This window comes from Gardnerella sp. DNF00497B (assembly GCF_049262725.1).
GTDB lineage: Bacteria > Actinomycetota > Actinomycetes > Actinomycetales > Bifidobacteriaceae > Bifidobacterium > Bifidobacterium leopoldii.
This window is the reverse complement of the sequence record NZ_CP058400.1, coordinates 146,329-159,628: the sequence shown is the minus strand read 5'-3', so window position 1 is coordinate 159,628 and position 13,300 is coordinate 146,329. Positions and strand designations below refer to the sequence as shown.

12 protein-coding genes are annotated in these 13,300 nt (G+C 43.0%); 3 read left to right on the top strand and 9 right to left on the bottom strand.

What is annotated here, in order from left to right; translation table 11 throughout:
* The first annotated feature begins 97 nt into the window (after positions 1 to 97).
* Entirely contained in the window at positions 98 to 940 is an 843-nt protein-coding gene (locus tag HXT26_RS00635) for an alpha/beta hydrolase (RefSeq protein ID WP_415688426.1), read from the top strand.
* A 215-nt stretch (positions 941 to 1,155) separates the two neighbouring features.
* Here the strand turns inward: HXT26_RS00635 and HXT26_RS00630 are convergent, their stop codons facing one another.
* The 7 genes from HXT26_RS00630 to ptsP form a co-directional block, all read right to left on the bottom strand.
* Complete coding sequence (locus HXT26_RS00630) at positions 1,156 to 2,673, bottom strand: formate--tetrahydrofolate ligase (protein WP_415688464.1); 1,518 nt, start codon at positions 2,671 to 2,673, stop codon at positions 1,156 to 1,158.
* Positions 2,674 to 2,901: 228 nt separating this feature from the next.
* A complete protein-coding gene (locus HXT26_RS00625) occupies positions 2,902 to 4,509 on the bottom strand; it encodes a C69 family dipeptidase (protein ID WP_064340312.1) in 1,608 nt (535 codons plus the stop codon).
* Between the two features lie 111 nt (positions 4,510 to 4,620).
* The gene (locus HXT26_RS00620) at positions 4,621 to 5,172 is read right to left on the bottom strand and encodes a YbhB/YbcL family Raf kinase inhibitor-like protein (RefSeq protein WP_004104740.1); all 552 of its coding nucleotides are present in this window, start codon (positions 5,170 to 5,172) and stop codon (positions 4,621 to 4,623) included.
* A 223-nt stretch (positions 5,173 to 5,395) separates the two neighbouring features.
* Positions 5,396 to 6,928: a PTS ascorbate transporter subunit IIC gene (locus HXT26_RS00615; RefSeq protein WP_004104741.1), complete on the bottom strand. Its 1,533-nt coding sequence runs from the start codon at positions 6,926 to 6,928 to the stop codon at positions 5,396 to 5,398.
* Between the two features lie 116 nt (positions 6,929 to 7,044).
* On the bottom strand, positions 7,045 to 7,314 hold the full coding sequence (locus HXT26_RS00610) for a PTS sugar transporter subunit IIB (RefSeq protein ID WP_422112007.1): 270 nt from the start codon (positions 7,312 to 7,314) through the stop codon (positions 7,045 to 7,047).
* A gap of 63 nt (positions 7,315 to 7,377) precedes the next feature.
* A complete protein-coding gene (locus tag HXT26_RS00605; RefSeq protein ID WP_422112006.1) occupies positions 7,378 to 7,827 on the bottom strand; it encodes a PTS sugar transporter subunit IIA in 450 nt (149 codons plus the stop codon).
* Positions 7,828 to 7,931: 104 nt separating this feature from the next.
* Positions 7,932 to 9,590: a phosphoenolpyruvate--protein phosphotransferase gene (gene ptsP, locus HXT26_RS00600; RefSeq protein WP_422112005.1), complete on the bottom strand. Its 1,659-nt coding sequence runs from the start codon at positions 9,588 to 9,590 to the stop codon at positions 7,932 to 7,934.
* Positions 9,591 to 9,863: 273 nt separating this feature from the next.
* Between ptsP and HXT26_RS00595 the strand changes: the two genes are divergently transcribed.
* Together HXT26_RS00595 and HXT26_RS00590 are read left to right on the top strand one after the other, a co-directional pair.
* Positions 9,864 to 10,130: an HPr family phosphocarrier protein gene (locus tag HXT26_RS00595; RefSeq protein ID WP_004104751.1), complete on the top strand. Its 267-nt coding sequence runs from the start codon at positions 9,864 to 9,866 to the stop codon at positions 10,128 to 10,130.
* Between the two features lie 99 nt (positions 10,131 to 10,229).
* Positions 10,230 to 11,309 (top strand): LacI family DNA-binding transcriptional regulator, encoded by a 1,080-nt coding sequence (locus HXT26_RS00590; protein WP_004108041.1) that lies wholly within the window; start codon positions 10,230 to 10,232, stop codon positions 11,307 to 11,309.
* Between the two features lie 12 nt (positions 11,310 to 11,321).
* Here the strand turns inward: HXT26_RS00590 and HXT26_RS00585 are convergent, their stop codons facing one another.
* Both HXT26_RS00585 and tmk read right to left on the bottom strand, forming a co-directional pair.
* Positions 11,322 to 12,500, bottom strand: coding sequence for a DNA polymerase III subunit delta' (locus HXT26_RS00585; protein ID WP_004118461.1), 1,179 nt, complete (start codon positions 12,498 to 12,500; stop codon positions 11,322 to 11,324).
* A gap of 54 nt (positions 12,501 to 12,554) precedes the next feature.
* The gene (gene tmk / locus HXT26_RS00580) at positions 12,555 to 13,259 is read right to left on the bottom strand and encodes a dTMP kinase (RefSeq protein ID WP_004118459.1); all 705 of its coding nucleotides are present in this window, start codon (positions 13,257 to 13,259) and stop codon (positions 12,555 to 12,557) included.
* Between the last annotated feature and the right edge of the window lie 41 nt (positions 13,260 to 13,300).

The following is a 13,300-nucleotide window of genomic DNA, read 5'->3' as shown; positions in this document are numbered from 1 at the left end:
TACACGAATTTATAAAAGAACGCACTTACAAAGCGAGGTATTTGATTAGAATTATGCTTAGTGTAATTGCAATATAAGCGAAACGAAAAGAGACACTATGAAGATTATAAATCAGAAAATAAAAAGTACAGATGGAAGCGATGCGCAGCTTATTGGATATATTTTAGACGATAATTTAGATAGCGAAGGCTTACAAAACCGTCCTGCAATTTTAATCTTGCCAGGCGGAGGTTTCTTGCGCGTCTCGAATCGTGAAGCAGAGCCTGTTGCCATGAAGTTTGCTGCAGAAGGATTCCACACTTTTGTGTTGCGATACTCGCTTACTCCAAGCACGTACCCAACTCAGCTTTTAGAAGCCGCAGAAGCGATGAGCTTAATTCGCAAAAACGCAAAAGAATGGCACGTAGATGCGCAAAAAGTTGCAATTATTGGATTCTCCGCTGGAGGGCATGTGGCTGCAAACCTTGCAACTAGTGTTAGCGACGAAGTTGAGGAAGCAAACGGATATACGGCTGATGACGTGCGTCCAAATGCGCTTATGCTCGCATATCCTGTTATTTCTGCTGGAAAATATGCGCATAAGCCAACTTTCGATCGTCTATTTGGAGAAGTTAGCGACGAAAAGCGAACTGAACTCGTCAATAAACTTTCGCTGGAAAATCACGTGGATCGCAAAACTCCACCTGTATTTGTATGGCAAACTGTTACTGATCAAACAGTTCCAGTAGAAAATTCAATAATGTTTGTGAACGCTTGCGTTGAAGCTGGAGTAAGTGTTGAAGCTCACCTGTTCCCTAAAGGACCGCACGGCTTAGCTTTGGCAGTTAAAGAAACAGCAAAACGCGATGAAAATGGCGCAGTAATTCCTGAATTTGTGCAGCCAGAAGTTCAGCAGTGGGTTAAGCTTGCTTGCGATTGGTTGCATCGCACTTTTGCGTGATTTAACTTCAACACTCCCGCGTTTGTTCCCTTTTCGACCCATTTGGTAAACAAAACGCGGAAACAAAAAGCGGAAACAACAGACGAAACACAAGGCAAAAACAAAAACGTCGTCTACACGCCATAAGGGGCATGTTGACGACGTTTTGTTACTTGCTATCAATAAGTAATTTTAAGTAATCTCAATATTTAAGAGAAAATTACACTATTAATATTTCACACGATTTTTGGCATTGGAGTTGTTAGTGAAGATGTGAGATTTACCTGCACAACTCCAGCTCCAGCGTGAACTTCCACTTTCTTCAATGTCACAGTGCGAGAACCTTCAGGCGCATGATCATCGTCAGTCATAGTTGCTGGCGACTTTACAGCAACAAGCGCAAGGTCATCGAAAATAACTCCAGAATTTGCACACAAATCCTGCGCTTCTTTCAATGAATCAGCAAAACCTGCTTTGTCGATCACACGCTCAACAGGAACACCGTAAGCTTCTGCACACAACAAGTTAATTCGCTCCCTAAGCGTCTTTCCACGCCTACTTTCTGGAACTTTCGTTTCAACATCATCAGTTATTGCAGACACAAAATCGTCCAGCTGATTTGCCAAACCATCGCCACCATCGCGGAATAAATTGCCAACAATAGGCTTTCTGAATCCTAAAGACTTGGCTTGTTCCAACAATTCAGGCACTTGATCATCCTCGCCTTCCCACAAATTAATCAACGGGAACGTAGGGATATTAAGAGATTCCAAACGAGAAACATGGAATGGGTAACGCCAAGCCAAAGTTTCGTCATCTCGCCAAGTAGTTGCGCGAGTAACTACAACTGCAGCAGCAGGCCACTTTGCACCAAACTCGCGAGCAGCAATATCTAACCACTTTTGAGCACCAGCATCCGTGCCATAACCTGCTTCCACCACTACAACATCATGCTCAGCGCAAGCCATTTCAACGCTTACAAGGCTTGGAATACCAAGCGAAACGTTCGCAAACGGGCCGCAATGGACGTAGATTGGAGAACCATTAATCGTCTCAGTTTTAGCAGGCTTTACAGCGTCGGCAAGAATATTGGTGATTCGCCACAAATCCACAAACTCACCAAACTTAACAGGCTTACCGTCTTTTGTGCCAGCAATCATTGAAGAAACACGATGAGAAATCTCGTCCATACTGCGCGACAACACTACGATTTGCATAAGCTCGCAAGTTGGCGTCAAAACAACGCGCTCAGGAACAGTCCCCTTGCCAAAATCAACAGCAATGCTTCGCAAAGATCGCGAAGGAACTTCACTAACTCGAGGAACTAAAATAGTATCAAGAACACCCTCGTCGACTGCTTTTTCCGCAAACGACACAAGCAAATTCTGCGCGCAAGCAATAGCAGCCATTTCACCACACAGGCCCCAGTCAATCAACTCAGGGTGAGAAAGCGAAGACTTACCGCCACCACTTGCACCACCTTTAGAACCAGCAGCCGTAATGCCCATGCTTGGCTGACGAAGAACTGCAGCTGCGTCCACACCGCGCTCACGCAATGCATCAACTAACGCAATAGTTGTAGTTGTTTTACCTTCTCCACGAGAAGCTTTTAAAGGAGTATCAGCAGTAACAAGCAGAACCTTACCGCGCTTCCTAGGCTCCTCTGGATGTTGCTTTAAATAATCCAGGTACTCAAAGGCATCAATTTTTTTAACCAAACCGAATGTTGTAGTGTATGAATCAAGAATGCTCATGTACCCCTCTTTCATAGGCATATTGGCACAACTATGCATGCGGATAATGTTAATTACATGATTCATACTATACGATTGTTTGTTCGTAGCATAGCCACCACACGCAATATCTATACGCGTTATTATCAACGTCTATAGCAAAATAACAAAAGATAACAAAAATGCCTTCCGTGTGAAATAAAAAGTTCATTTCTTAGGAAGGCATTTAATTTTTAATAAAATTTAAATTTAGTGATCAGAACGATTAAAACCATTCTTCATACGCATGCTAGTGATGTACAGCACCGTGTCAAGCAAAGAATCGGTTTCTTTCTTCAGCTTTGCTGCCATATCGTCATTTGCTTCAGCCAAAGCCTCGCGCACTTTGTCGTTGCGAAGCTCGGCAATAATAGCTTCAGGATCGCGAACTAAATCATCGTAATCTTCGCCTTCATCACCTTCACGTTCTGGCTCGTAATCAGCCAAATCAACGCCAAGAAGATCTGCCACGGCAGCATCCGTAGACTTGACCATTGCGTGACCAAGGGAACCGACAACTTCTTGGTAGCGCTCAATCGCGTTTGCAGTGTCGTTAAATGCGGCATCCGCAAGAGCAGCAATAATGCGATTCTCCCAATAGAAGTTTTCGCTTGTTACGCGAGTAGTCGTATCTTCCAAATACTTTGGAGTGCGATTTACGTTTGGATAGAACGGAATCAAAGAATTGAAAGGATTAGAACCGTAAGTAATCCACTGAATTGCACGCATTGCTTCCGGCATGTAAGGGCGGATTTGCATTACAGCAAGCTCGCTTTGGCGATTAATTCCGATTGGACGCAACATATGACGAGTATGCTCATCTCCAAGATTGCCGTAAGGATCATACTCAGTGCCCTGATAGTGAGAGCTTAAAACGTACTTAATATCCTCAACAGTCACTTTACGCTCAGGCTGGCGAGCCCAAGGAATATCGTTGCTGTCCGGACGATGATCAGCGTCTTTACCATCCCACACTTCGTCATACGGATTCAAGAAGCGCTCCATGAACCATGCGCGAGGAGTGTTGTACACGTGGTCAGCATCCGAATGAGAGCCAAAAGCATCACGAGGGTTAAACGGAGAAGCGTTTTCCACCGACAAATCCAAGTGATTTTCTTCAATAAACTCAAGCAAATCAGCCGAGCACATATGCTCTTCTTGAAGATCAAAAGCATCATCTAAATCGAACTCGTCAATTCCGAGCTGGTTTGGCATAACAACATAAGCTTCATCCGGCACACGCTTAGCAATCCAATGATGACCACCGACAGTTTCAAACCACCAAATCTCGTTCACATCCGAAAATGCAACGCCATTCATCTCATAAGTGCCGTACTTTTCAAGCAATGCACCCAAACGCTCAACGCCTTCGCGAGCGCTACGAATATAAGGCAAAACAAGCGTTAAGAAATCTTCTTCGCCAATTCCACCCGGCACTTCCGGCTTGTAGTCAGCATCTCCAACTTTGCCTTGTTCTTTTTGAAGTTCAACCATTGGATCTGCGCCTAACACGCGCTCGTTGGACGTAAGCGTTTCAGTTGCGCTCATTGCAACATTTGCTTCGTTAACGCCAGCTTCTCCCCAAATTCCTTCGCGCAAGTCTGCATTTGGCACGCTTGTGTATTGCATTGGATTATCCGGCAACTCGACTGTTACGTGGCTAAGAACAGACTTATAAACGCGAGGTTGATCTTCCGGCTTTACTACTACTAAACGCTTCGGATTAAACTCGCCATTTGCTGAGTCTTCGTTACGCGCAATAAGCGTGGATCCGTCGTAACTTGCTTTTCTACCAACAAGAATTGTTGTGCATGCCATATTTGCATCCTCTGTTTTTAGATTTTATATTTTATTTTTAGATTTGTTACTGTTTGATTCTAACGCTTAGGCGTTAACTGCTAACCTAATTGGTTGCTCTCGTGCTCGCGTTTAGGCTTTACCAGTAAGGAACATTCCACCAGCATCTACACCTGAAGTTACATTTCTTACTTCGCGTAACAATTCATTCATGTAGAATCCCGGCTTAAGATTTGGCAAAGGCTTTTCTGTGCCAAAAACTTCAAACATGTATTCGTGATCTTTATCAGGAGGCTGAGGGCCGTTGTATCGCATAGTAATTGCTGAATCATTGCAACCAATAAATCTGCTTGCCTGCGAGTTGCGTCCTTGAAGAGCTTCCGGAATCATAGAAGTCATTGTACGAGAAAAATCTTCCGGTATTTGTAAAGCGTGAGAATCATTAAAATCAAACATTAACGCTTCAACAGGCACGTTCGCGGCAGTCCAGTGAATCCATTCAAAACCGCATACCGGTATTGCATCGTCGTCAACAAAACGCCAATGCAAATAATGCACGAAAGATGGCATATTATCAACGTAAAATGGGAAAGAAACTACTGGAACTCCGCTGATCTTATTCTGCTCCGGCGCAGCTTTAGAATAATCATCCGGAATGGTAGTGAAATCTGTAGAAATATTCATAATTTAAGTATCTACCATTACACAACACTAATCAACTGCGCGAGTAACAAATAAACGCAAACGTTAGCGCAATCTAATTGTTCAAGCAGATCGTGGCACTCAAGCAAAAACAACACTAAGAAACAACGCTAACTGCATAATTTGACGGTCAATATAAAACGTGCGCCCAGAAAAATCTAAACTGGGCGCATTAACTAAAATGTAATTTTTTACTGTACTCTATTTATTTTGTAGCAGCCTCCTCATGAGTTTCAGCAGCCTTAGCTGCCACAGCTGCTTTCTTAGCAGCACGCTCTTGCTTCTTAATTCCTTCAATGAACTCAGCATGCTTTACTGCAGGAAGCCAGCCAGTGTTAACAACCTTAACCTGCCATACCCAAGCCAAGGCAAACAGAATAACAGCAACAATAATCAAGCTTATAGCACCAACGCCTGCACCGAGGTGAGCGAAGTTACCAACAACAGTGCCAACCCAACCAAAGTCAGCATCGCCGAAGGTGGAGTTTGCCAAGCCGAAGGAACCCATAACAGTAAGCAATACTGCTGGAAGGAATGTAATAATTAAACCGTTAATAAAACCACCGAGAATAGCACCACGGCGACCACCGGTTGCATTACCAAACACGCCTGCACCACCACCATCGAAGAAGTGAGGCACCATTCCTGGGAGAATCAATGCCAATCCCCAAGCTGGACCCATCCAAATTGCAATAAGTCCGAGAGCTACAAGACCTCCAACGAAGGAAGACAAGAAGCCAATAAGAGAAGCATTAGCACCGTATGGGAATACGATTGGAATATCCAATGCTGGACGAGCGCCTGGAACGACCTTGTTAGCAATGCCCTGGAATGCAGGAACCAATTCACCTAAAATGATACGAACACCATAAAGGATGACACTAACACCAATTCCAAATTGCAAAGCCTGAGCAAAAGCCGCCATGTAGAAGGCACTATAGTCCGTAGGGTGAGACGCGAAAATCTTGAAGAGTTCCTTTACTGGCAACACAACCGAAGCCCACACTGCGAATACCAAATACAGCACAACCATCAACAAAGTCGTGGAGACCATTGAATCACGCAAGAAGCTCAAACCCTTAGGGAAGTTAATATCTTCAGTAGACTTAGACTTCTTACCAACAGCAGCACCAACAGCACCAGAAACAATGTAGCTTAAAGAGTTAAAGTGACCAATCGAGAGCTTATCGCTACCAGTAATACGGTTCATAAAAGGCTGCGCAAAAGCTGGCAGAACAACCATAACCGTTGCCATAATGACAGAGCCGACAATAACAATAAGCAACTGGTTGCCTGCACCAAAACCAACGGAAAGAACTAGAGCCAAAAGCATAGACATAAACACCATGTGGTGACCAGTCAAGAATATGTACTTCAAAGGAGTAAAGCGTGCAGCAAGAAGCATAAGAACGAAGCTGAGCACAATAATGTATGCAGAAGTAGCACCGTACTGACCTGCAGCCTGAGCAGTAATAACCTCATTCGTAGGTACAACACCATGAGCACCAGTAGACTTCAAAACCAAGTCACCAAATGGAGCAAGTGCACCAACAACAACGCCAGCACCTGCACCCAAAATGAGGTAACCCATAGCAGCTTTTAAGCCGCCTGCAATCACTTGTCCTGCACTACGTTTGAGTGCGATAAGACCGATTGCCGCAATAATACCAATCAAATAAGCCGGCACATTCAAAATCTGCTGACTTATGAAATTTAAAACCTGAACTACAATGTTCATCTTATTTCCTTCTTTTTATTTAGAAAAAGCGAATAGCGCATGAAATAACAGTACGACTATGCCAAAGCAGTAAGCACGTAATCAGCATAATCAAACGTTTATTTGTTACACATAATTTATGCGTAACGCTCAAGCACACCCTTCACCTCTTCAACATCCATGAAATTTTCAATTGTTTCTACAGGAGTGGTAGTGCCCTCAAGCTCTGGAGCAAGCTGAGGAGAAGTGAGCACAAGATCATTCATATTCGCAGTACCTTTTGCACTTCCCGCATCGGAAGTAGTAACTATAACATCAAGACCTAAGTCTGCTGCCGCAGCCTCAACATTGATTTTTAAAAGTACAGACGTGCCAATGCCGTTTCCGCATACACATAGAATATTCATAAATAACCTCTTTCGTTGAGTTGTATTTTTTTAATTTTGCAAAATTAATTAATTCTTTAGTATTTAACTTTTAAGAATTGCGCGAATTTCTTTAGCGTTTTTTGCTTGTGCAAGTTCTCTAGTCTTCACAGGATTAGACAAAGCTGCAGCAACCGCGGACATAACGCCAATATGCTCATTTTCATCGTGACCTGCAAGACCAATTACTAAAGAGACCGGATCGTTGGCAGTGTTACCAAATTTAACAGGCGTACTTAAACGAATCCAGCTCAAACCACTTTTTAACACTACTTCCGACGGGCGCGAATGTGCCAAAGCCAAGCCTGGGGCAATAACAATATACGGGCCCATTTTCTCAACTGTTTCAATCATCTGATTCGTATATTCATCAGTAGTAAAGCCAGACTCCTTCAAAGCATTGCCTGCAAGACAAATAGCATCACGCCAATCTTTCGCTGCAATATCAAGGTTTACTGCAGAATCCGGGAGAAGCTCATCAATATCAGCACTCATATTTTCTCTTTTCTAAGCATGTTAATTATTCTTGATTATTTCTGATTGGTAATCGAATTTTTAATGTTTTTCGTAACGATCATATTTTGAATTACTCCCTTGGCTTATTCTTGCATGATTGAGTGGTAGAACTTTCCAGCTAAAGCCTCATGAGCTTTAGCTTTAGCTTCATCAAATGTAGTTTGAGCAAGTTCTGCTCGAACATCGTCCAAAGCAACTGGCGTCATAGAAAGCGAGTTAATACCGAGACCTGTAAGAACAACCGCTAAGTCTGGATCTGCTGCAGCTTCTCCACACACTCCGACTGGCATACCATGTGCGTTACCAGCGTCTGCAATCATTTTGATCGCGCGCAACACTGCAGGGTGCCAAGCAGTTTGATAATTAGAAACAGACCCAAGGGTTCTATCTGCTGCAAGAGTGTATTGCGTCAAATCATTCGTTCCGATAGATACAAAATCAGCGACTTGAGCAACCTCCTCGGCAACAAGAGCGATAGAAGGCACCTCTGCCATAATGCCAACCTTTTTAAGACCTTTAGATTTACCAAGTTTTACAAAATATGCTGCTTCATGTTCGTCTGAAACCATTGGAGCCATCACCCATAAGTCAGCATTCGTCACAGCATCAGCACGAGATAATGCCTCCAGCTGACCATCTAGAACACCCATATGCTGTCTTAGAGTACGCAAACCTCGAAGTCCGAGAGCAGGATTTGGTTCATCTTCAGGAGTCAAGAATGGTAACGGTTTATCTGCTCCAGCATCAAGCAATCGAATAACAACTTTCTTGCCTTCAAACTGAGATAGTAACTCTGTATAAGATTCTGTTTGTTCTTCTATACTAGGCGGTTGCTCGTTACCAATAAACAGAAATTCCGTTCGGAATAGACCTACTCCTTCTGCTCCATACTCATGAGCAGTTACGGCATCTGAGGGCTTTCCTACATTTGCCAAAAGAGGAATCAAATGACCATCTTTTGTACTTCCAGGCAATCCACGCAATTCACGAGCGCGGCTTAAACGCTCACGAGACTCTTTAACATGCGCAATCTCTTCTTCACTAGGACTGCTTATAACATGACCATTAACGGCATCTACTACAACAATTTGATGATTCTTCAGCTGAGAGGCATCGTGTGCTCCAACAACAGCAACAATTCCACGAGCACGAGCAAGAATAGCAGTGTGACTTGTAGGACCACCATCAAGAGTGACAATTGCCTGAACCTTGCTTAAATCAAGTGAAGCTGTATCAGCAGGTGAAAGATCCCTAGCAACCAGCACAAAAGGCGAATCACTTTCCGGCACCCCAGGAGCTTCAACACCAATCAAAGATGCAATAACACGCTGGCCAACATCATGCAAATCTCCTGCACGCTCAGCCATGTAACCACCAAGATTACGCAACATGTCTTCAAATTGTGCGAATCCTTCCCAAGTGGCACGTTCCGCTGTTTTCCCCTTATCAATACCAGATTCAATTGCACTTATTAACGCTGGATCCGATGCCATCTGTGCAAGAGCTTGCATAATTGGTGCTGCTTTTCGAGTCCCCTCATCCTTTGCTTCAAGAGCCTCACTTGCACGATGGTTTAGGTCTTTATTTACTTCATTTAAAGCATTTTTAACAGCCTTTTTTGCATCCTCAGCCAACACACTAACAGCACGAGGAGAATCCTCTGGCTCATGCAAAGCAGGTGCCATACACAATACTTCACCATATGCCATCGAGCGCCCAATGCCAACACCAGTGATTACCATACTTAAAACCCTCCTTTAGGTTTAGAAACTTTATTACGGCCGCAACGCCGCATAAGCATTTCTTGTAGGTAAACGTTTCTTACTAATGAAACTATACACCATTAAAAACGTTGTTACAACAAGTGAAAACGTTTTCTGTATTTTTCAATTAATTATGCTACACTTAATGTTGAAAATAGCAAACAAAAAACCTTAAGAAAAAATATGGTTTGCTTTTATATGAAAAATAAAAATAAAAGCAGAATTTGTTAATTATTATTCAAAGGAGAAAAAATGGCAATTGCAACTCGTACTGTTACTATTGAAGACCCAGTTGGAATACATGCTCGCCCAGCGTCAGAATTTTCTCAAGCCGCGATGTCCTCAAATTGCATTGTAACGATTGCGAAAGGCGAAGGTGCCCCTGTAAGTGCGAATAGCATTCTTTCAATTATGGGATTGGGTATTACTAAAGGAGATTCAATCACAATTACCGTTGATGGTGAAGACGCTGAAAATGTAGCTAACAATCTTGTCGACGTAGTCACGAAAGGCGAATAATATAAATAAATAAGTGTACATAAACTGACAAATAAATAATATTCAATTTGCGGTGCTGTTTACCAACAATTACAGCACCGCACTTATTCGGGGGCAAATATGACAAATCAAACTAATCAAAACGCCTCCATAACTCATGTAGCAGCTCTTGCAAAAGTTTCAATTGCAACAGTATCTCGTGTACTTTCTGGTAGACGAGCCAAAGATGACGATATTGCAAAACGCGTAAGAAAAGCTGCAGAGCAGCTTAATTATTCAGTAAATTATGCAGCAAGCGCATTAAGAAGTGACACAACTAATACAATCGGCGTAGTAATAGGCACAAGCAACGTAGATGATTCATTCAGTGTAAATATGCTTTCTGCATTGGATGAAGCAGCTCATGAAATAGATAAAATACTTCTTGTTGGAACTGGAAAAGACGCAGAAGCTCAAGAAGAACGCATAGAAGAGCTTATCGGTCATAATGTTGACAGTCTTATTGTCATGCCATCTAACAATAGTGATTTAACAAAAACACTTGAAAACTACGTTGACAATCTTCCCATTGTGCAAATTGGTGGCACTGCTACTTCATTCCACGTCAATTGGGTTGGCATGGATCAAGAATCAATGATGGAAGCTGCTTTAATACATCTTTCGCATCACGATGCCCATAATATTGCTTATTTAAGTGGAAATGTTGACTCCACACAAAGCGCAAACCTATTTGCCAATTTTCAGACTGCTGCAAGCCGATTAAGTTTACTTTCTGAGCCAGATTGGACAACTTTTGGAGAACTTACTTATCAACGTGGATTCAAGGATACAATGCGGCTTTTTTCTGATTCTACCGCTAAACAATCTCGCAAACCAGACGCTGTTATTTGCGCAAATGACGCTGTCGCACTTGGAGCACTTCTAGCTTTAGATGAGCTTTCTTTGCAAGTTCCGCAGGACGTTCTCGTAATAGGTTACGGAGATAGTAGACAGGCAGAAATATCTGAGCCAAAGCTTTCTTCAATCCGTCCTCCGTACCAGCAAATTGCGCGCGAAGCAATCCGCCTAACCGCTGTTAACAAATCAGAGCAACATTGGTTACCTGCACATATGGAGTTTAGACCGGAAATCATGCGACGCGAATCAACAAATTCACCAAGAATAGGCACAAGCGATATGTCACTTCCGTGGAGGATATGATACTTTTGTATTTTATTGACTTTGCAAAAGTGAGCAAAATAGCGCTTCAAAAACAAGAGTTGCATTACCATTTCTCGAAAGCCGACGACGAGCAGTAGCAATGCTATCAACACAATCCAATGCACTACTTGCTGTCATGCTTTGTGCCAACTGGACAATTCTAGACTTGTATTCCTGATTTATAATCGGCGAAGACTTTTGCGCTTCGTTAATAACAACTAAAACATCTCTATACACGCTATCGATTGCGTCAAGAGAACGGCATAACACGTCACGACTTACACGAGTTACTTTACGTTTTATATCATCCTTTTTCCCAATTGCATTGTAGCTTGCGCGCAATTTGGGCGGAATGCGATCCTCATCGCCTAATCCGTTAATTCTGCGAAATTCTTTTTGTTGAGCCTCAACATTTCGCTGAACCTCATCTTCTGCTTGTGATTTTGCATCGTCAATAAGCATTGCAGCAAGCATAATTGCGTCGGCAGCATCATGCATACGGAGCAATCCTGCAATAAGCTCATCTCGCCTACTTAAAGCACGCTCATCGCTTGCGTAGATAAAAGCAGTTGCTATATTTCCTTGAGAAAGCCTGGCTGCACGATTTGCTAGCTTATTATCCGCATCCGTTTTTTTAGTAAGATATTCTGCTATAGACTGCTCGTTTGGAGTAGCTAATTGCACAAGTTGCGTACGCGAACGAATTGTTGGAAGCACATCCATAACACTTGAAGCGCATAAAAGCCAAATCGTATGCTCGCTTGGCTCTTCAATCTCTTTAAGAAGAACGTTTGTGCTACGTTCCAACATTCTGTCAACATCTTCAATAATTATGATTCGCCAAGGAGCAGTGCTAGGCATCTGCTCAGAAATCCCAATTGCCTCGCGTACATCGTCAATATTAAGAGTTACGCCTTTTGTTGCAAGCGTATGCACATCAGGATGCAATCCTGCTAAAACTTCTTTGGCAGTTTTGCTAAGCTCATTTTCGCCGCTAATTCCATCACTGCCTTCTCCATGATCCGGACTTTCGAGAGCTGCAGCGAAAGCGCGCGCAACTTGCGCACTACCGAAGCCAGCAGCTCCGCAAATCAGCCAAGATTGCGCTATTTTGCTAGCATCCGCACAAGCAATTTTTCGCAATCGCGAAACTACCTGTTCTTGCCCAATAACGCTATCCCACACACTCATCGCTTCACCCCCTGCATAGCTTCTTTACTTCTTCACTTTATAAAATTCGCCACTTTATTTAGTTTCAATTTCTTCAATTAAGTTATGTACGTCTTGCACAATAAGTTCAGATAATGATTTCGCTGAGAACGTTGCGTCTAATACGCGATAACGATCTGCAGACTCCTGCGCTAAATCTAAAAATGCTTCTCTAGTGCGACGTGCGAAATCTATTCCAGCTGATTCCATGCGATCTTGTTCACGATGCAAACGCTTAAAAGCATCTTCCGGCTGCATATCTAGCAAATAAGTGCGATTAGGCCACAGAGAATCCGTTGCCCACTCACTTAAAGTTCGCACATCATCCATAGTCAATTCGCGACCGCCTGCTTGGTAAGCAAGCGAAGAATCAATATAACGATCCGTTATTACTACTGCACCACGGCTAAGTGCAGGGCGAATTACTTGCGCGACATGCTGTGCACGATCCGCAGCAAAAAGCAAAGCTTCTGTTCTGGCAGATACACTCGTGCCATGCAAGAGTATTTCGCGCAAAGTTTTACCCAACTGCGTACCGCCAGGCTCACGCGTCACTACAACTTCTCGCCCCAAAGATTGCAAATAATCCTTAAGAGCCTCAACTTGCGTAGTTTTACCAACGCCATCAATGCCCTCAAAAGAAATAAATAAGCCTTTATTTGCATAAGATTGCTCACTTCTGCAGCCGCAGTTTCCTCCGCAAGCGCAGCCACCAGAGAAATCGTCATTCTTAGATGCCATATTTTTTGACTCCATATGCAAGGTTTATTTAATCTTTAGAT

Excerpts from the sequence above, each read along its gene's own strand:
- HXT26_RS00585 (WP_004118461.1), bottom strand. The coding sequence starts at position 12,500 with ATGAGTGTGTGGGATAGCGTTATTGGGCAAGAACAGGTAGTTTCGCGA.
- HXT26_RS00625 (WP_064340312.1), bottom strand. The coding sequence starts at position 4,509 with ATGGCATGCACAACAATTCTTGTTGGTAGAAAAGCAAGTTACGACGGA.
- HXT26_RS00635 (WP_415688426.1), top strand. The coding sequence starts at position 98 with ATGAAGATTATAAATCAGAAAATAAAAAGTACAGATGGAAGCGATGCG.
- HXT26_RS00610 (WP_422112007.1), bottom strand. The coding sequence starts at position 7,314 with ATGAATATTCTATGTGTATGCGGAAACGGCATTGGCACGTCTGTACTT.
- ptsP (WP_422112005.1), bottom strand. The coding sequence starts at position 9,590 with ATGGTAATCACTGGTGTTGGCATTGGGCGCTCGATGGCATATGGTGAA.
- tmk (WP_004118459.1), bottom strand. The coding sequence starts at position 13,259 with ATGGCATCTAAGAATGACGATTTCTCTGGTGGCTGCGCTTGCGGAGGA.
- HXT26_RS00615 (WP_004104741.1), bottom strand. The coding sequence starts at position 6,928 with ATGAACATTGTAGTTCAGGTTTTAAATTTCATAAGTCAGCAGATTTTG.
- HXT26_RS00595 (WP_004104751.1), top strand. The coding sequence starts at position 9,864 with ATGGCAATTGCAACTCGTACTGTTACTATTGAAGACCCAGTTGGAATA.
- HXT26_RS00630 (WP_415688464.1), bottom strand. The coding sequence starts at position 2,673 with ATGAGCATTCTTGATTCATACACTACAACATTCGGTTTGGTTAAAAAA.
- HXT26_RS00590 (WP_004108041.1), top strand. The coding sequence starts at position 10,230 with ATGACAAATCAAACTAATCAAAACGCCTCCATAACTCATGTAGCAGCT.
- HXT26_RS00620 (WP_004104740.1), bottom strand. The coding sequence starts at position 5,172 with ATGAATATTTCTACAGATTTCACTACCATTCCGGATGATTATTCTAAA.
- HXT26_RS00605 (WP_422112006.1), bottom strand. The coding sequence starts at position 7,827 with ATGAGTGCTGATATTGATGAGCTTCTCCCGGATTCTGCAGTAAACCTT.